The following is a 16,660-nucleotide window of genomic DNA, read 5'->3' as shown; positions in this document are numbered from 1 at the left end:
TTGGTCTCCGACGGCGTCCGAATACACGGGCACCGTGGCAGGTTCGTCTCTCACGGGTCCCGGGCGCGGCGAGCGAGGATCGACGGGTGACGAACATCAGTGATCTTCAACCCGTGATCGCGCTTCCCACCGACGAGCTGTCCACCGCCACGGTCGAGTGGATTCGGGGCATCGAGTCGACCCCGGTGGCCAACCACAGCATCCGCGGCTACCTGTTCGCCCGGCTGCTGGCCGAGCACGAGGGCATGCGCGACGGCGAGGACTACGACGCCAGGCTGACGTTCCTGGCCTCCCTGCTGCACGACGTCGGGCTCAGCGAGCGGGGCAACGGCACCCAGCGGTTCGAGGTGGACGGCGCCGACCTGGCCGCCGAGTTCCTCACCGAGCGCGGGCTGACCGCCGCCGAGGTGGACACCGTGTGGGAGGCGATCGCGCTGCACACCTCGCCCGGGATCGCGGAGCGCCGAGGCCCGGTGGCCGCGCTGACGTACACCGGCATCCGGATGGACTTCGGCTGGCGGGTCGAGATCGTCACCGACGAGGTGGCCGCCGCGATCCACGCCGCGTATCCCCGGCTGGCGATGGCGCGCACGCTCGCCGACGAGATCGTCGCGCAGGTCAGGGCGCGCCCGGAGAAGGCCGAGCGCTACACGTTGCCGGGCGAGCTGGCCAGGGAGCGCGCGGAGGGCGGGGTGTCCCTGATCGAGGCCGGGACCGCCGCGTCCCGCTGGGGCGAGTGAGCCCGGAGTAGTCTCGGCGCTGATGACCGGCCTGCCGAAGGACTGGGCGGTGTGGACGCGGGTCAGCGCCGGTGGCGGGCCGGCCATGGACCTCATGCACGCCCAGTTGGTGCGACGCAGCTACGCCCCGCACATGCACGAGGAGTTCGCGGTGGGCGCGTGCACGGTGGGCCGCGAGGTGGTGTGTTACCGAGGCGAGGCCCACTACGCCGGGCCCGGGACGCTGGTGGTGGTCGAGCCCGAGGAGGTGCACACCGGGGCGCCGGCGCGGCGGGCGGGGTTCGCCTACCGGGTGATGTACCCGTCGGCGGCGCTGCTCGGTGAGCTTGCCGGGTCGCCGGGCCGGCGCACGCGCTTCCGCGACCTGGTGATCCACGATCCGCCGCTGGCCCGCGAGCTGTGCGCGGTGCATGCGGCGATGGCTCGTCGGACCGGGGGTGTCGATGCGCTCGAGGTGGAAGCGCGGCTGTGCGGGGTGCTGGCCACGCTGGTGCGCCGGCATGCCGTGCCGGGGCCGGATGGTCAGGCGCGTCCGGTCGGCGCGGTGGCGCACCGGGTGATGGCGCGGCTGGGCGACCAGGTGGTGGACCCGCCGTCGCTGGCCGAGATCGCGGCCGGGCTGGGGCTGTCCCGGTACCAGCTGGTGCGGGCGTTCCGCGCGGAGGTCGGGATGCCGCCGTATGCCTGGCTGGCGCAGCACCGGGTGGCCAGGGCGCGCGGGCTGCTGGAGCGCGGCGCCCGGCCGTCCGAGCTGGCGGCCGCCGTCGGGTTCGCCGACCAGGCCCACCTGACCCGGTGGTTCCGCCGCGTGTTGGGCGTCACACCCGGGGCGTTCCGCAACAGCGTTCAAGACATCGCGGTGGTGTGACGGCGACGCTGGTCGTCGGGCCGCCGACGGTCGGTGCCCTGGAACGGATGGGACGCTGTGACTCGGCGAGGGTGGGTTCTGTTCGCGGCGATGTGCCTGCTCTGGGGCATCCCGTACCTGATGATCAAGGTGGCGGTGCAGGGCGTGTCGGTGCCGGTGCTGGTGTTCGCCCGCACGGCGGTCGGTGCCGTGGTGTTGCTTCCGTTGGCCGCGCGGGCCGGCGGGTGGGCCGCGTTGCGCCGGCGTTGGCGGCCGGTGCTGTTCTTCGCCGGGCTGGAGATCATCGGCCCGTGGTGGCTGCTCTCCGACGCCGAGCGCACGCTGACCAGCTCGATGACCGGCCTGCTCATCGCGGCCGTGCCGATCATCGCGGTGGTGCTGTCGCGGCTGCTCGGCGACACCGAACGGCTCGGCCCGGCGCGCTGGGTGGGGCTCGGTGTCGGGCTCGCCGGGGTGGCCCTGCTGGCGGTGCCGCACCTGGGCGGCGGCACCGGCTGGTCGGTGGCGGAGATGCTGTTGGTGGCCGTCGGCTACGCCAGCGCCCCGGTGGTCGCCGCGCACAAGCTGGCCGAGGTTCCCACGATCACCCTGACCGCCGCCTGCCTGACGTTGGCCGCGCTGGTGTACACCGTGCCGGCGACGCTGACCTGGCCGGTCGAGGTACCGCCGGTCGAGGTGCTGGCCGCGCTGGGCGGGCTGGCGGTGCTGTGCACGGCGGTGGCGTTCGTGGTGTTCTTCGAGCTGATCCGGGAGGTCGGGACGACCCGCGCGATGGTGTTCACCTACGTGAACCCGGCGGTCGCGGTCGCCGCCGGGGTCGCGCTGCTCGGTGAGCCACTCACCGCGTCGATCGTCATCGCGTTCCTGCTCATCCTGGCTGGCTCGGTTCTAGCTACCGCGCGACCCGCACCGGTACCCGATCAACCCCGCGAAGAGCGCGCATCGAGCCCCGCCGGCGAGTGAGGCGAGAACACAGCGCCCAGGCGGGCGCCGGTCACGGTCACGGCCGGCCAGACCTAAGATATTGCGCGCGCTCGACCAGCGGATACCGGCACAATGGCCGGTATGCATACGGTCGGGTCGAAGGACCTGCGGCGGGTGCTGGACCTGGTGTACGCGCTCAACTCCGAGCCGACCGGGCCCGGCACCGCGCCGCCCGTGGAGGTGCTGGCCGAGCTGGGCCGCCTGGTCGGCGCCGACGTGACGGCCTACACCAGGGTGGACCACCGCTCCGAGCGGCTGGTGGCGGCGGCCGTGGTACCGGCCGAGCAGAACATCAGCGGCTCCTCGGACTTCCACGCGGTGTTCGACCAGCACCCGGGCCTGGCCGCCTACCGCTCGGGCAAGCTGATGCTGGGCAGCCCCATCGCGCTGTCCGACCTGGCCGCGCCGGCCGAGCTGCGCCGGCTGCCGCTGTTCGTCGACTTCTACGCCGCCCGAGGCACGCTCGACCAGCTGATGTGCCTGGTCAGCCTGGATCCCCGGTACGGAACGAACCTCACGTTCAACCGCTCCCGGCGCGGCTTCTCCGCGCGCGACCGGGCCATCCTCGAACTGATCGCCCCGCATGTCGCGCAGGCGATGGACCGCAACGCCCGGCTCGCCGAGCTGGCCGCCTCCGCTCGGCTGCTGGAACGGCACGTGAACGACCTGGCCGCCGCCCGGGCGGCGCTGCCCGGCCTCACCCCGGCCGAGCGCACGGTGTGCGACAGGCTGGCCGGCGGCCTGACCGACCGGGAGATCGCCCGCAGCCTGGCCATCAGCCCGCGCACGGTGCACAAGCACCTGCAGAACGTCTACCGCAAGCTCGGCGTGACCAACCGCACCAGCCTGATGGCGCTACTGCAGGCCGCGGCCTGAACCGGCCGTGACGCGGCGGGACAGGCGGGCCAGCAGGTACGCCATGGCCGCGATCATCACCGTCCCGATGCCGATCGCGACGCCGGCCGGCCCCCACCGGTAGTCGTTCGCCGCCGGGGCGGTGACCACCACGTAGAGCGTGCGGCCGATCAGGGCACCGCCGGCCAGCCAGACCCGGTAGCCGTCCGACCAGTTGGGCGCCGTGAACCACCGGCGGACCGCCACCCCGGTACCGACCGCGACGACGGCGGCCAGCGCCATCGGAACGAGCACCCACCCGCCGCTGCCGATCGCCGGCCCGTCGGGCGGCAGGCCGGCCGGCATCAGCAGGCCGAGGAAGCACGCGCACGCCGCCCCCGCGACGAGCGCCACCACGGCCGGCCGGGGCGCGTGGCCCGCCGGCACCGGCCCGCGAACCCCGCCCGGCAGCACCCGCAGCGCGACGACCAGGAGCACCGCGACCGCCACCAGGATCCCGAGCACCACCGGCAGCGGTGCCTGGTAGCCGGGATCCTCGGTACCGGCGATCCCCACCCGCAACAGCGCTACCCCGACGACCGCCCCGACCCCGGCCATGACCAGGCCACCGCGCCGCAAGTACGGACGGCCACGATGACCGGGAAAGAGCAGGTCGGCGAGCAGCACCGGGATGAGCACGCTGAACACGACGTGGTACCCGATCTGCGACTCCCAGTACGTGGTGTTGAACCCGAGGACCCTCGGCCCCCAGTCGGCCGCGTTGTACAGCTTCGGGCTGGTCAGCGCCTGCAGGCCGATGCCGTCCTCGACCAGCTCGTAGACCAGCCCCGCCACCACCAGGCTGGGCCATCCCCCGCCGAACCGGACGACCAGCTCACGCAGCAACAGCACGCCCGCGCCGTACATCACCACCAGCGCCGGCAGCAGCAGCCACATGGCCGGCATCGTCACGCCGCTGAACGTCACCTCCGCGCTGACCGGCGCGAGGACGACCAACGCCCACGCCGCCTTCCGGTTGCCGGCCGTCGGTCGGTGCTCGGTTATGCTCACCGCGGCGAACTTACTTGGCTGAGTAAATCGCTCGCAACCGACCCCTCCGACGGAAGCCACCCCGTGTCCGCACCCGAACCGACCGCCGCGGCGACGGCCCGGCGCGCGCAGATCATCGCCGCCACGATCGAGACCATCGCCGCCCTCGGCTACCGCCGCACCACGTTCGCCCGGATCGCCGAGCGCGGCGGCCTGAGCAGCACCCGGCTCATCTCCTACCACTTCGCCGGCAAGGACGAGCTGGTCAAGGCCGTGGTGGCCGACGTGTACGCCTCGATCGACAGGTTCCTGCTCGCCCGGGCGGACGTGGAGCCGGCCAGCCGCCCGATCAACCAGCCACCCGGCGCGCCGCCGAGCCCACCCACCGGCACCGCCGCCGACCAACTGCGCGCCTACCTCACCGGCGTGGTCGCCTTCGTGGACGCCCACCGCACCCGGATGCGCGCGCTGCAGTCGATCTTCGCGGCGCTGCACGACGAGGAGGGTCACGACGCCGCGTACGACGCCGACACCGACCGTGGCGTGCTCGGCCACATCCAGGACATCCTGCGCCGAGGCCAGGCCGGCGGGGAGTTCCGGAGCTTCGACACGTTCGTGATGGCCGCGACCATCCAGCGCTCGCTGGACCGGCTGCCGTTCCTGCTGCGCACCAAGCCCGAGCTGGACCTCCCCGCGTACGCCCGCGAGCTGGTGACCCTGTTCGGCCTCGCCACCCGGGCCTGACCGTTACCCGTACGGCCAGGCCGCCAGCGCGATGTCGACGACCCTCCGCAGGTCATCGGGGGTGGCGCCGCTGGCCGCCTGGGTGGCGATGCCGTCGGAGACCGTGAGGACGTACCGGGCCAGGGCGGCCGGGTCGGCGTCGCGGGGCAGATCGCGCTCGTCCCGCGCCCGCTCCAGCCGCTCCCGGAGCGCGGCCCACGCGGCGGTGCGGCGGTCGACCACCGCCTTGCGCACCGGCTCGCAGTCCGTGCCGCAGGCCTGCACGTTGTGCACGCTCAGGCACCCCGGGTGCCCCGAGTCGGTGGTCAGCCCCACCGCCCCGGTCAGGATCCGCTCGACCACGTCCCGGGCGCGCGGCTCGGCCAGCGCGGCGGCGGCGAACCCGCCCGGCCCGTCGATGTAGCGGTCCAGCACCCGGCGGAACAGCGCCTCCTTGTTGCCGAAGGCGCCGTAGAGGCTGGGCCGGTTGATTCCCATCGCCTCGGTGAGGTCGGACAGCGCCGTGCCCTCGTACCCCTGGCGCCAGAACACCTCCAGCGCCCGGTCCAGCGCGGCGTCCTCGTCGAACGCGCGCGGCCGCCCACCGGCCATCGCGTAACCCTCCCCAGTTTTTTACCTCTCGGTACGTTACCCCCTTGACCGGCCCGATCGGACATCGCTAGTTTCGTACCGGCAGATACAAAACTAGAAGGGACAGCCATGACCGACAGGATCCGGGTCGGGATCGTCGGCGCCAGCGCGACGCGCGGGTGGGCCGCCTCGGCGCACGTGCCGGCGCTGGCCGGGCTCGACGAGTACGAGCTCGTGGCGGTCGCCACGACGCGCGAAGCGAGCGCCAGAGCGGCCGCCGACGCGTTCGGGGCGCGGCACGCCTTCGCCGGCGCCCCCGCCCTGGCCAACCACCCCGACGTCGACCTCGTCGTCGTGTCGGTGAAGGCGCCCGACCACGCGCCGGCCGTCCGGGCCGCGCTCGACGCCGGCAAGCACGTGCTCGTCGAGTGGCCGCTCACGGTCACCGCCGGCGAGGCGGCCGAGCTGGCCGCGAAGGCGGACGCGGCCGGCGTGCGGCACGCGATCGGCCTGCAGGTGTACGCCTCCCCCGGCGCCCGCTTCGTCCGCGACCTGGTCAGGCAGGGGCGCCTCGGAGCGGTGGAGTCGGTCGCGTTCACGGGCGGCGCCGATCCGCTCGGCGGCAGCCGGATCCTCCGCGACCTGGCCTGGGGCACGGCGGCCGGCACCGCCAACGACGTGCTCACGATCATGGTCGGCCACACGGTCGCGGCCGTCGAGCTGGTCGCCGGCGAGCTGGCCGAGGTCGCCGCCGTGACCGCGAACCGGCACGATCGGGTGCGCCTCGTGGAGACCGGCGTGGAGACCGGCGAGGCGGTCGCGAACGAGGTCGCCGGCCAGGTGGCCGTCGCCGGGCGGTTCGCCGGCGGCGCGGTCGCCTCGATCACCCTGCAGGGCGGCAACGGCTCCGCCCCGGACGGCTTTCACCTGCGGCTCACCGGCACCGAGGGCACGCTGACGGTCACGCCCGCGAGCCCCGGCCACTACAGCAACTGGGCGTCCTGGCGGGTCCGGTTCGCGCCGGCCGGCGGCACGCCGGGAGAGCTGGCCGTCCCGGAGCGGTACCGGGTCGCGCCCCCGGGTGTTCCGGACGACCCGGCCGCGAACGTCGCCGGCCTCTACCGCTTGCTCGGCCGCGCACTCGACGGCGGCCCGGCCGAGCTGCCCACGTTCCACACCGCGGCCCGGATCCAGCGCACGCTCGAGGCGATCGCGCGGGCCGCCGAGACCGGCACGACGCAGCTGCTCACCACGGAGGTCGTACCCGCATGAAGGTCCTCGTCATCGGCGCCACCGGCTACATCGGCTCGCGCGCGGCCTCGGCCCTCACGGCGGCCGGCCACGACGTCGCCGCCCTGCACCGCCCCGGCGGCCGCCCGCTCCCGGACGCGTACCCGACGGTGGCCGGCGACCTGCTCGACCCGCCCTCGCTGACCACCGCGGCCGCCGGGTACGACCTGGTCGTGCACGCCGGCGCCCCGCTCGGCGACGCGGACCTGCCCGGCGCGCGGGCGCTGGTCGACAGCGGCAGCCGCCTGCTCTACACCACCGGCGCCGCCGTGCTCGGGGGCGGACGCTCCGATGAGGACACCCCTCCGGACCCGCACCCGCTCGCCTCGTGGCCGCCGTGACCCACCGGCCCTAGAGCGGGCCGGGGCGGTCGATCGCGTAGTGCGCGAGCTTGACGTCCCTGCCGTCGTGCTCGACCACCTCGTCGCGCATCCAGCGCAGCCCCGACTTCTCCATCACCCGCCGGCTGGCCAGGTGGTCGGCGCGCGCCTCGGCGCACACCCGCCACACCGCCGGCACGCTGAGCAGGTGCGCGACCACCGCGGTGAGCGCCTCGGTGGCGTAGCCCTCACCCCAGCAGGACGGCGCCAGGTCGTAGCCGACGGTGACCGCCGAAGGGTCGGTCATCCGCGCGCAGCTGACCGTCCCGATGATCGCGTTGTCGGAGCGCCGCTCGACCAGCCACGGCCCCAGGTCCGGCATGCCGCCGCCGAGGTTGTGATCGGTCGCCGGATACAGGGCCACCAGGCGGAGCACTTCGGTGGCGAACGTGGACGGATAACCGTCCGCGAAACCCGGACGGTCCGACGCGGGCCCGTCCAGCGCTCGCTCCGCCTCGGCGGCGGTGAGCGTTCGCAGGATGAGCCGAGGGCTGGAGATCACCCCCAGGCCTGGTGATCTAGTGCCCGGACGGCGGTAGGTGATACTCGAAGAGCAGGCCACCCACCATGATCAGGAGGACCACCCCGGAGATGACGATGGCCCATGGCAGCCAGTAGGCGACGCTGACCCCGGCCATCGCGACGGCGAAGGCCACCCCGATCGGCCAGTAGCTGCCCGGGCTGAAGAACCCCATGTCGCCGGCGCCGTCGGCGACCTCGGCCTCCGGATTGTCCTCCGGGCGCCCCTCCAGCCGGCGGGACACGAACCGGAAGTAGGTGCCGATGATCAGCGAGAGGCCGCCGGTGAGGGTCAGGCCGACGATGCCGACCGGCTCGTAGGAGAGCAGCCAGTACACCACGGCGCAGACGAAGAAGAACACCGTGCAGATCTCGAAGATGCGTGACTCGACCTTCATTGCACCGCCATCCTTTCCGGGCTGCCCAAGCCTCAGCTGTTGGTCCGTACCGACGCGCCGCGTTGGGTGCGCTCGGTGTGGAACGGATAGGTGGTGATGGCCTGCGGGGCGCACAGCTCGCCGCAGTTGAGCGCGGCCAGCGCCTCACCCGCGGAGTTCGGCACCCCGGTGATCGGGTTGGTCTGGGTGCGCAGCTTCAGGTAGCGGTCGTAGAGGTCCGGGCTCAGCGCGCGCACCTCGAAGTTCATCGCGGAGTGGTAGCTGCCGCAGAGCTCGGCGCAGCGCCCGACGAAGGCACCCTGCTTCTCGATCTTGTCGATCACGAACGTGTTGTCCTGGTTGTTCTTCTCCGGGTCCGGGAAGACGTCCCGCTTGAACAGGAACTCCGGCACGAAGAAGGAGTGGATCACGTCCTTGGAGTCCAGCGTGAACTCGATGCTGCGGTCGGTGGGCAGCACCAGGATCGGGATGGTGCCGCTGGTGCCCAGCGTCCTGATGTCGCGGCCGGTCGGGTTCTCCGGGTAGGTGAACTCCCAGTTCCACTGGAACGCGTTGACCCCGACCTTGACGTCGGGCTTGGCGACCGCCTTGTCGACGTCGTTCTGCACCAGCACCGTGTAGCCGAAGATGCCGGCCACGATGATCGTCGGCAGCACCACGCTGACGATCTCCACCGGCAGGCTGTACTGGAACTGCGTCGGCAGCTCGCCGTCGCCGCGCTTGCGGTGGAAGATCACCGTCCAGACGGTCAGCCCCCAGACGATCACGCCGACGACCAGCGAGGCGATCACCAGCGTGGTCCACAGGTGGCGCATCTCGGTGGCCTGCGGGGTGACACCCTCCGGCCAGCCGAAGCGGATGACTTCCTGGAACGAACATCCGCTCGCCGAGACCGCCACGACGGCGGCCAGGCCGGCGATCTTGATCGCCCGCCCGAACCGGGTGCCCCTCACCTTTCGCTGCCTCCCACACGTGTTCACCGCCGCCCGCCCCGCCATCCGGCGGAACAGCGACTACTCGTCGGGCAGCCTATAGAACGCCGGCGGCGTCGGCGCCGCTGGGGCCCACCCGCCGCACGTGAGGTGCCCCACGGGGCGGGCGTACTCTGCGGGTTCCTGCCGGCGAGCTGGAAGGGGCGTACGGCCGCGTGTGTGGGCTACTGGGACTGCTGACGGCGCGGGCTGACGCGCCCGCACGGGCCAGCGAGGTGACCGGCGCGCTGCGCTGCGCGCGGCACCGGGGCCCCGACGAGACCGGCGAGTGGCACGACCAGGACGTGGTGCTCGGCTTCAACCGGCTGTCCATCATCGACCTGGACCGCTCGCACCAGCCGCTGCGCTACGCGCACGGGCGCTACACGCTGGTCTACAACGGCGAGGTCTACAACTACCTGGAGCTGCGCGAACAGCTCATCGCCGAGCACGGCGCCGAGTTCGCGACCGACGGCGACAGCGAGGTGGTCGTCGCGGCCTACCACCACTGGGGGCCGGCGGCGGTGGCCAGGCTGCGCGGCATGTTCGCGTTCCTGATCTGGGACGCCCAGGAGAAGGTGCTGTTCGGCGCCCGCGACCCGTTCGGCATCAAGCCGCTGTTCACCATGACCGGCCCGGACGGCACCGCGTTCGCCAGCGAGAAGAAGAGCCTGCAGGAGCTGGCCCCGGTGCTGTCGCTGGACGAGCCGGCGCTGCAGCACTACCTGTTGATGCAGTACGTGCCCGAGCCGGCCACCATGCACCGGGAGATCCGGCGGGTGGAGTCCGGCACGCTGTTCACCGTGCGCCCCGGCGAGGAGCCGGTCACCGAGCGGTACTTCACGCCCGTGTTCTCCCCCACACCCGTGTCGAGCCCGGCCGAGAAGGACGCGCTGTACGGGCGGGTCGCGGACGCCATGCGCGACTCGGTGGCCAAGCACATGCGCGCGGACGTCACGGTCGGGGCGTTCCTGTCCGGCGGCATCGACTCCACCGCGATCGCGGCGCTGGCCAAGGAGCACAACCCGAACCTGATCACCTTCACCACCGGCTTCGACCGGGAGGGCTACTCCGAGGTGGACGTGGCCGCCGAGTCGGCCGCCGCGATCGGGGTGCGCCACGTCATCCGGACGGTCAAGCCGGACGAGCTGATGGACGCCCTGCCGCTGATCGTCTGGTACCTGGACGACCCGGTGGCGGACCCGGCGCTGGTCCCGCTGTGGTTCGTGGCCAGGGAGGCCCGCCAGCACGTCAAGGTGGTGCTCTCCGGGGAGGGCGCCGACGAGCTGTTCGGCGGGTACACGATCTACCGCGAGCCGCTGTCGCTGGCGCCGTTCGAGAAGGTGCCCGGCGGGGTCCGGCGCGCGATGGGCCGGCTGTCGACCAGGATTCCGGACGGGGTGCGCGGCAAGGACCTGCTGCGCCGGGGCGCGCTGCGCCTGGAGGACCGCTACTACGGCAACGCCCGGATCTTCCGCGACGGCGAGCTGGCCACCGTGCTGCGCACCTACGACCCCCGCCGCTCGTTCACCGACATCACCGCGAAGTGGTACCGCGAGTCGGCCGGTTGGGACCCGGTGGCCCGGATGCAGCACGTGGACCTGTTCACCTGGCTGCGCGGCGACATCCTGGTCAAGGCGGACAAGATGACCATGGCGAACTCGCTGGAGCTGCGGGTGCCGTTCCTGGACCCCGAGGTGTTCGAGGTGGCCGCCGAGATCCCGCTCGCGGAGAAGATCGCCGGGCGTACCGACGGCTCGGGGACGACGAAGTACGCGCTGCGCCGGGCGCTGGAGGGCATCGTGCCGGCGCACGTGCTGCACCGGCGCAAGCTGGGCTTCCCGGTGCCGATCCGGCACTGGCTGCGCGACGAGATGTACTCCTGGGCGACCGGGATCATCCGGGACAGCCAGACCGACCACCTGCTGGACCTGGCCGCCGTGCAGCGGATGCTCGACGAGCACCGCACCGGGCCGACCGACCACAGCCGCCGGATCTGGACCCTGCTGGTGTTCATGATCTGGCACGGCATCACGGTGGAGCGGCGGATCCGCCCCGAGATCCCCGAGCCGCACTACCCCGTCCAGGTGTGACCAGCGCCAGCGTCAGGGCCACGGCGGCCAGCGCGGCGTCGATGAGGTAGCCCGTGGCCTGGTCGGGGCCGGCCGCGCCGACGACGGCCGCGATGCCGACGGCGAAGCCGACCTGCTGCGCGGTGTTCACCGTGCCCGAGGCCAGGCCCTGGTCGCGGGGGTCGACGCCCCGGGTCGCGGCGATGGTCACGGACACGAACGCGAGCCCGAGGCCCAGGCCGGTCAGGGCGAAGCCGGGTAGGACGTGGACGGGGTAGCTCGCGGCGGTCGGGGGCACGCGCGCGAGCAGCAGCGAGGCGACCAGGAGCACGCCGAAGCCGGTGGCCAGCACGGGGCTGGTGCCGAGGCGACCGGCCAGCCGCGAGCCCACCGCCGAGCCGGCCACGACCAGCGCGCTGTTCGGCAGGAACGCCAGGCCGGTGAGCAGCGGGGTGAAGCCGAGTACGTGCTGCACGTAGAGCGTGGTGAAGAACAGGTTCGAGGCGATGATCGCGTTGAGCAGTAGGGCGGCGGCGTTGGCGCCGGCCACACCGGGCACCCGGAACAGCCCGAACCGCACCAGCGGCGCCCGCACCCGCCGCTCGACCAGCACGAACGCCGCCAGCAGCGCCACCGAACCGATCAACGCGCCCGCCGTGTCCCCCGAAAGGACGCCGCCCTGCTCGGCCCGGGTGAGCCCGAAGATCAGCAGCCCGAGCCCGGCCGTCACGGTGACCGCCCCCGGCAGGTCCGGCGACCGGCCGCGACCGGCCGCCGGCGCCCCGGGGAGCAGTCGTAACGCCGACACGGCCGCGACCAGACCGATCGGCAGGTTGATGAAGAACACCGACGGCCAGCCGGCCAGGTCGGTCAGCACGCCGCCGAACAGCAGGCCGCTGGCACCGGCGGCGCCGCCCACCGCTCCCCAGGCGCCCAGTGCCCGGTTCCGGCCGGCGCCCTCGGGGAACGACGTGGTCAGCAGGGTCAGCGCGGCCGCCGACACCATGGCGCTGGCCACACCCTGCGCGGCGCGGGCGGCCAGCAGGGTTGCCGGACCGGCCGCCAGGCCGCAGGCCAGCGACGCGGCGACGAACACCACCAGGCCGGTGACGAACACCCGGCGGCGGCCGACCAGGTCGGCGGCCCGGCCGGCCAGGATCAGCGAGCCGCCGAACGTCAATGCGTACAGCGAGATCACGTACTGCAGATCGGACGGCGAGGCGAACCCGAGGTCGGCCTGGATCGACGGCAGCGCGACGTTCACGATCGTGGTGTCCAGGATCACCACGAACTGGGCGGCGCACAGCAGGACGAGCACCAGCGCCGGGCGCGAGGTCACCTCGGCGCGACCTCTCGGCGGGTGGCCAGGACGGCCACGGCGCTGAGGACACCGAGTCCGATAGCGCCGAGCCCCGGTCCGAGCCCGCCGTCCGCGAGGCCGACCACGCCGTCGACCGAGAACGCCCCCGGCCCGTGCAGCGCCACGCCGGCCGCCACTGAGGCCACCACCAGCGGATACTCGTAGCCGCCGTGCTGCGCCCACAACCCGGCCCTGCCGTGCGCCGACACCGCCGCGTTGGCCATCACCCCGATCACCCCGGCCGCCGCCAGCGGCGTGAGCAGCCCGGCGGCCAGCCCGAGCCCGGCGCCGACCTCGGTGAGCCCGGCGACGACGGCCATCGCCCGCCCGTGCCGGTAGCCCAGCGACTCGAACGCCTCCCCGGTGGCCGCCGGCCCGTCGCCGCCGAACCAGCCGAACAGCTTCTGCACGCCGTGGCCCGCCAGCAACAGCCCTACCGGAGCCCGGAGCAGCAGCATGCCGAGATCGACATCGATCATCGTCCGCCTCCCTAACCGGATTGCTATCCAGTTACGAGAGAACCGGAGCGCTATCCGGTTGTCAAGGAGTATCCGGATAGCATTCCGGTATGCCGACCAACACGCCGCCGGGATCGGCCGAGCGGGCCGACGCCGCCCGCAACCGGGCGAAGATCCTGGCGACGGCGGAGCGCGTGGTCGCGCGCCGGGGGGTCGAGGCGCTCACCATGAACGCGGTGGCCAGGGCGGCCGGCGTCGGGGTCGGCACCGTGTACCGGCGCTTCGGCGACCAGGGCGGGCTGGTCGAGGCGATGATGGACCGCCGGGAGAGCCAGCTCCAGCGCGGCATGGTCGACGGCCCGCCGCCGCTGGGCCCCGGCGCCCCACCGGCCGACCGCATCCGCGCGTTCCTGCACGCCTACGCCGACGTCCTGGACACCTACGGACCGCTGATGGCCGCCGCCGAGGCCACCATGCCCACCCCGCGCCGCTACCGCACCGGCCCGTACGCCGTGCACCACCGCCACCTGGCGACCCTGATCGCGGACGCGCGCCCCGACGCGGACGCCTACTACCTGGCCGACGCCCTGCTCGCACCCCTGGCCGCCGGCCTGTTCACCCACCAGCGCAACCACGACGGCATGAGCCTCGACCGCATCAAGGCCGGCCTCGACGACCTCGTGACCGGTTTCGGCCTCTCAGAGACGGGGCCGCCGCACAGGTAGTTGGGCCGTCGCACACCCCGCACGGTGTGCGACAGCCCAACAAGGTGCGCGACGCTAGGGCAGCTTGGCGGAGATTTCGGCGGCCGCGTCGGGGCCGTAGGCGTCGCGCAGGCGCTCGACCGCGCGGGCCTTGTCCCAGGCCCACTCCTGCGGGCCGTCGGTCTCCAGCACGATGACCGCGACCAGCGAGCCGAGCTGGGCCGAGCGCTCCAGCGACAGGCCCTCGGACACGCCGGCCAGGAACCCGGCGCGGAACCCGTCACCCACGCCGGTCGGGTCGATCTTGGCGGTCTCCGGGACCACCCCGACCTTGAGCTGCACGCCGTCCTTGCCGACCAGCAGGGCGCCGTGCTCGCCGTGCGTGGTGATCCGCACGTCCACCCGCGCGCCCACCTCGGCCTCGGTCCAGCCGGTCTTGCGCAGCAGCAGCTCCCACTCGTAGTCGTTGGTGAGCAGGTAGCGGGCGCCCTCGACCAGCCGCCGGATCTCCGGCCCGTCCATCCGGGTCACCTGCTGGGACGGGTCCGCGGCGAACGGAACGCCGAGCGCCCGGCACTCGTCGGTGTGGCGCAGCATCGCGGTCGGATCGTCGGCGCCGATCAGCACCAGGTCGGGGCCGCCCGGCCGGCTCAGCGCCGGGGCCAGCGAGATCTCCCCCGCCCGGGCCATCGCACCTGTGTAGAACGACGCGATCTGGCGCATGTCGTCGTCGGTGGTGCAGACAAAACGGGCGGTGTGAACGTCCTCACACACGTGCACCAGCGAGCAGTCCACCCCGAACCGCTCCAGGTCGGCGCGGTACTCGGCGAAGTCGCCGCCGACCGCGCCGACCAGCATCGGCGCCTGGCCGAGGACCCCGAGGGCGTAGGCGATGTTCCCGGCGACACCGCCCCGCCTGATGACCAGGTCATCGACCAGGAAGCTCAGCGACACCCGTTCCAGCTGGTCGGCCACCAGCTGTTCGGCGAAGCGGCCCGGAAAGTGCATGAGGTGGTCGGTCGCGATGGACCCGGTCACGGCGATAGGCACGTTGCGTGACCTTACCGCCGACGATCGTCTGCCGCGCCGGGATCAGTTGAACGAGTCGCCGCACGCGCAGGAGCCGCCCGCGTTCGGGTTGTCGATGGTGAAGCCCTGCTTCTCGATCGTGTCCACGAAGTCGATCACGGCGCCCTGCAGGTACGGCGCGCTCATCCGGTCCACCCCGACACGCAGGCCGCTGAACTCGCGGTACAGGTCGCCGTCCAGCGACCGGTCGTCGAAGAACAGCTGGTAGCGCAGGCCGGCGCAGCCGCCCGGCTGCACGGCGATGCGCAGGTGCATGTCGTCACGGCCCTCCTGGTCGAGCAGGGCCTTGGCCTTGAGGGCGGCCGCCTCGGTCAGCTCCACGCCGTGTGTCTGCTCAGTGGTGGTGCTGTTGTCGACGGTCATCTGCTCTCCCTTGCCTCGCGTTGCGGACCTCCACGACTGCCAACACGGCCCGCGCCGTGGATGTTCCAGCTACCTGCCATCGTGTCACAACAGAACACGCCGGTCAGCGTGAGCCACTCCACTGGCCGGCGATATCGGCGGCCAGATCGGCCAGCGTGCCGGCCGGGTCGGCCATCGAGGCCTCCACCCCGCCGGCGTGCTCGGCCACCGAGTACGCGTCCTGGACGCCGTGCGCCGCCGCCTCCCGCCGACCCACCGCCACCCGGCCGGCCAGCACCAGGCAGGGCACCCCGCGCACGGCGGCCGCCTCGGCCACGGTGGTGATCAGCTTGCCGCGCAGCGACTGGAAGTCGAAGCTGCCCTCGCCGGTGAGCACCAGGTCGGCGGCGTCCAGCGCGGCGTCCAGGCCGCACAGCTCGCGGACCAGCCCAGCGCCGGACACCCGCCGCCCGCCCACCGCTGCCAATGCCGCCCCCAGCCCGCCGGCCGCGCCACCGCCCGGTGCGGTGGCAAGCTCCTCGGCGTCGAGGTTCACCGCGGCCGCGAGCACCTTCGCGTAGCAGCCCAGCGCGGCGTCCAGCTCCTCCACGGCGGCGGCGTCGGCACCCTTCTGCGGTCCGAACACCGCCGCCGCGCCGTGCTCGCCGAGCAGCGGGTTGTCCACGTCGCCGGCCAGCACCAGCTCGACCCCGGCGGGCAGCGCGGGCGGTGCCGCCAGCGCGGCGCACCTGGCCAGCGCGGCGCCGCCCTCGGGCAGCGGCGCGCCGTCCGCGTCCAGCGGCGTGCCGCCCAGCGCGGCCAGCGCCCCGGCGCCGCCGTCGGTGTTGGCCGACCCGCCGAGCCCGACCACGATCCTGGACACCTCGGGGTCGGCCGCCGCCGCGAGGATCAGCTCGCCGACGCCCCGGCTGCCGGCCCGCTTCGCGGCGTCCGGGTCCCGGCGCTCGGGGGGCACCATGTGCAGCCCGCTGGCCTGCGCCATCTCCAGGTAGGCGGTCTTGCCGACCCGCAGCCAGGAGGCGTCCACCTCGGCCCCGTGCAGCGGCCCGGTGACCCGGGTCGAGTGCAGGACGCCGCCGAGCACGGTGTGCAGCACGTCGACGAACCCGGTGCCCCCGTCGGCGAGCGGGATGAGGCGCAGCTGGTCATCGGCGGCGACCCGCCGCCACCCCTCGGCCATCGCCTCGGCGGCCTGGGGCGCGGACAGCGTTCCGCCGAACGAGTCTGGAGCGATCACGACACGCACCCGGAGCACGCTACCCGGCC

At 73.3% G+C, this 16,660-nt stretch carries 19 protein-coding genes; 9 read left to right on the top strand and 10 right to left on the bottom strand.

Going from position 1 to position 16,660, the window contains the following annotated elements; genetic code table 11:
- Positions 1–86 precede the first annotated feature (86 nt).
- The 4 genes from N912_RS0113045 to N912_RS65705 all read left to right on the top strand — a co-directional run bounded on the left by N912_RS0113045 (position 87) and on the right by N912_RS65705 (position 3,468).
- Positions 87–740 carry an HD domain-containing protein gene (locus N912_RS0113045; protein WP_245645264.1) on the top strand — a complete coding sequence of 218 codons (654 nt, stop codon included), beginning with the start codon at positions 87–89 and terminating at the stop codon, positions 738–740.
- Between the two features lie 22 nt (positions 741–762).
- On the top strand, positions 763–1,608 hold the full coding sequence (locus tag N912_RS0113040) for a helix-turn-helix transcriptional regulator (RefSeq protein ID WP_028922782.1): 846 nt from the start codon (positions 763–765) through the stop codon (positions 1,606–1,608).
- 57 nt (positions 1,609–1,665) lie between these two features.
- A complete protein-coding gene (locus N912_RS51525) occupies positions 1,666–2,571 on the top strand; it encodes a DMT family transporter (RefSeq protein WP_037064292.1) in 906 nt (301 codons plus the stop codon).
- A 102-nt stretch (positions 2,572–2,673) separates the two neighbouring features.
- On the top strand, positions 2,674–3,468 hold the full coding sequence (locus tag N912_RS65705) for a helix-turn-helix transcriptional regulator (protein ID WP_051580115.1): 795 nt from the start codon (positions 2,674–2,676) through the stop codon (positions 3,466–3,468).
- Here the strand turns inward: N912_RS65705 and N912_RS0113025 are convergent.
- Complete coding sequence (locus tag N912_RS0113025; RefSeq protein ID WP_084210846.1) at positions 3,448–4,497, bottom strand: hypothetical protein; 1,050 nt, start codon at positions 4,495–4,497, stop codon at positions 3,448–3,450. The two genes, N912_RS65705 and N912_RS0113025, sit on opposite strands and share 21 nt — an antisense overlap.
- Before the next feature lie 63 nt (positions 4,498–4,560).
- On the opposite strand from N912_RS0113025, the gene N912_RS0113020 reads away from it, so the two are divergent.
- A complete protein-coding gene (locus tag N912_RS0113020) occupies positions 4,561–5,220 on the top strand; it encodes a TetR/AcrR family transcriptional regulator (RefSeq protein ID WP_028922780.1) in 660 nt (219 codons plus the stop codon).
- A 3-nt stretch (positions 5,221–5,223) separates the two neighbouring features.
- Here the strand turns inward: N912_RS0113020 and N912_RS0113015 are convergent, their stop codons facing one another.
- On the bottom strand, positions 5,224–5,811 hold the full coding sequence (locus tag N912_RS0113015) for a TetR/AcrR family transcriptional regulator (RefSeq protein WP_028922779.1): 588 nt from the start codon (positions 5,809–5,811) through the stop codon (positions 5,224–5,226).
- Between the two features lie 108 nt (positions 5,812–5,919).
- On the opposite strand from N912_RS0113015, the gene N912_RS0113010 reads away from it, so the two are divergent.
- Together N912_RS0113010 and N912_RS0113005 are read left to right on the top strand one after the other, a co-directional pair.
- Positions 5,920–7,062 (top strand): Gfo/Idh/MocA family protein, encoded by a 1,143-nt coding sequence (locus N912_RS0113010; protein ID WP_028922778.1) that lies wholly within the window; start codon positions 5,920–5,922, stop codon positions 7,060–7,062.
- The gene (locus N912_RS0113005) at positions 7,059–7,421 is read left to right on the top strand and encodes an NAD-dependent epimerase/dehydratase family protein (protein WP_028922777.1); all 363 of its coding nucleotides are present in this window, start codon (positions 7,059–7,061) and stop codon (positions 7,419–7,421) included. Before N912_RS0113010 ends, N912_RS0113005 begins: the two co-directional genes overlap by 4 nt.
- A gap of 10 nt (positions 7,422–7,431) precedes the next feature.
- Here N912_RS0113005 and N912_RS0113000 read toward each other — a convergent pair whose 3' ends face one another.
- From N912_RS0113000 to ctaC, 3 genes are read right to left on the bottom strand one after another with little or no spacing between them, the layout of a single operon-like run.
- On the bottom strand, positions 7,432–7,962 hold the full coding sequence (locus N912_RS0113000) for a GNAT family N-acetyltransferase (RefSeq protein ID WP_028922776.1): 531 nt from the start codon (positions 7,960–7,962) through the stop codon (positions 7,432–7,434).
- Between the two features lie 16 nt (positions 7,963–7,978).
- Positions 7,979–8,377, bottom strand: coding sequence for a cytochrome c oxidase subunit 4 (locus N912_RS0112995; RefSeq protein ID WP_028922775.1), 399 nt, complete (start codon positions 8,375–8,377; stop codon positions 7,979–7,981).
- Between the two features lie 32 nt (positions 8,378–8,409).
- Positions 8,410–9,375 carry an aa3-type cytochrome oxidase subunit II gene (gene ctaC, locus N912_RS0112990; RefSeq protein ID WP_084210844.1) on the bottom strand — a complete coding sequence of 322 codons (966 nt, stop codon included), beginning with the start codon at positions 9,373–9,375 and terminating at the stop codon, positions 8,410–8,412.
- A 149-nt stretch (positions 9,376–9,524) separates the two neighbouring features.
- Here ctaC and asnB point away from each other — a divergent pair, with 149 nt between their 5' ends.
- A complete protein-coding gene (gene asnB, locus N912_RS0112985; RefSeq protein WP_028922773.1) occupies positions 9,525–11,441 on the top strand; it encodes an asparagine synthase (glutamine-hydrolyzing) in 1,917 nt (638 codons plus the stop codon).
- Here asnB and N912_RS51515 read toward each other — a convergent pair.
- Both N912_RS51515 and N912_RS0112975 read right to left on the bottom strand, forming a co-directional pair.
- Complete coding sequence (locus tag N912_RS51515; RefSeq protein ID WP_051580114.1) at positions 11,380–12,759, bottom strand: MFS transporter; 1,380 nt, start codon at positions 12,757–12,759, stop codon at positions 11,380–11,382. The genes asnB and N912_RS51515 overlap by 62 nt on opposite strands.
- Complete coding sequence (locus N912_RS0112975) at positions 12,756–13,259, bottom strand: DoxX family protein (RefSeq protein ID WP_028922772.1); 504 nt, start codon at positions 13,257–13,259, stop codon at positions 12,756–12,758. Before N912_RS0112975 ends, N912_RS51515 begins: the two co-directional genes overlap by 4 nt.
- Positions 13,260–13,348: 89 nt before the next feature.
- Between N912_RS0112975 and N912_RS0112970 the strand changes: the two genes are divergently transcribed.
- Positions 13,349–13,963: a TetR/AcrR family transcriptional regulator gene (locus N912_RS0112970; protein WP_028922771.1), complete on the top strand. Its 615-nt coding sequence runs from the start codon at positions 13,349–13,351 to the stop codon at positions 13,961–13,963.
- Between the two features lie 54 nt (positions 13,964–14,017).
- Here N912_RS0112970 and N912_RS0112965 read toward each other — a convergent pair whose 3' ends face one another.
- The 3 genes from N912_RS0112965 to N912_RS0112955 form a co-directional block, all read right to left on the bottom strand.
- On the bottom strand, positions 14,018–14,950 hold the full coding sequence (locus N912_RS0112965) for a carbohydrate kinase family protein (RefSeq protein ID WP_211261266.1): 933 nt from the start codon (positions 14,948–14,950) through the stop codon (positions 14,018–14,020).
- A gap of 84 nt (positions 14,951–15,034) precedes the next feature.
- Positions 15,035–15,394 carry a HesB/IscA family protein gene (locus N912_RS0112960; protein ID WP_028922769.1) on the bottom strand — a complete coding sequence of 120 codons (360 nt, stop codon included), beginning with the start codon at positions 15,392–15,394 and terminating at the stop codon, positions 15,035–15,037.
- Positions 15,395–15,497: 103 nt separating this feature from the next.
- Positions 15,498–16,640 (bottom strand): glycerate kinase family protein, encoded by a 1,143-nt coding sequence (locus tag N912_RS0112955; RefSeq protein ID WP_028922768.1) that lies wholly within the window; start codon positions 16,638–16,640, stop codon positions 15,498–15,500.
- Between the last annotated feature and the right edge of the window lie 20 nt (positions 16,641–16,660).

Origin of the sequence: Actinospineispora acaciae DSM 45401, assembly GCF_000620785.1 — a bacterium.
Classification (GTDB): domain Bacteria; phylum Actinomycetota; class Actinomycetes; order Mycobacteriales; family Pseudonocardiaceae; genus Pseudonocardia; species Pseudonocardia acaciae.
This window is presented reverse-complemented; position numbering and strand designations above follow the sequence as displayed.

What these genes read in the sequence shown, in the direction of transcription:
- N912_RS0112970 (WP_028922771.1), top strand. Translation starts at nt 13,349, where the DNA reads ATGCCGACCAACACGCCGCCGGGATCGGCCGAGCGGGCCGACGCCGCC.
- N912_RS0112965 (WP_211261266.1), bottom strand. Translation starts at nt 14,950, where the DNA reads ATGCACTTTCCGGGCCGCTTCGCCGAACAGCTGGTGGCCGACCAGCTG.
- N912_RS0112960 (WP_028922769.1), bottom strand. Translation starts at nt 15,394, where the DNA reads ATGACCGTCGACAACAGCACCACCACTGAGCAGACACACGGCGTGGAG.
- N912_RS65705 (WP_051580115.1), top strand. Translation starts at nt 2,674, where the DNA reads ATGCATACGGTCGGGTCGAAGGACCTGCGGCGGGTGCTGGACCTGGTG.
- N912_RS0113015 (WP_028922779.1), bottom strand. Translation starts at nt 5,811, where the DNA reads ATGGCCGGTGGGCGGCCGCGCGCGTTCGACGAGGACGCCGCGCTGGAC.
- N912_RS0113005 (WP_028922777.1), top strand. Translation starts at nt 7,059, where the DNA reads ATGAAGGTCCTCGTCATCGGCGCCACCGGCTACATCGGCTCGCGCGCG.
- N912_RS0113010 (WP_028922778.1), top strand. Translation starts at nt 5,920, where the DNA reads ATGACCGACAGGATCCGGGTCGGGATCGTCGGCGCCAGCGCGACGCGC.
- ctaC (WP_084210844.1), bottom strand. Translation starts at nt 9,375, where the DNA reads ATGGCGGGGCGGGCGGCGGTGAACACGTGTGGGAGGCAGCGAAAGGTG.
- N912_RS0112975 (WP_028922772.1), bottom strand. Translation starts at nt 13,259, where the DNA reads ATGATCGATGTCGATCTCGGCATGCTGCTGCTCCGGGCTCCGGTAGGG.
- N912_RS0113040 (WP_028922782.1), top strand. Translation starts at nt 763, where the DNA reads ATGACCGGCCTGCCGAAGGACTGGGCGGTGTGGACGCGGGTCAGCGCC.
- N912_RS0112995 (WP_028922775.1), bottom strand. Translation starts at nt 8,377, where the DNA reads ATGAAGGTCGAGTCACGCATCTTCGAGATCTGCACGGTGTTCTTCTTC.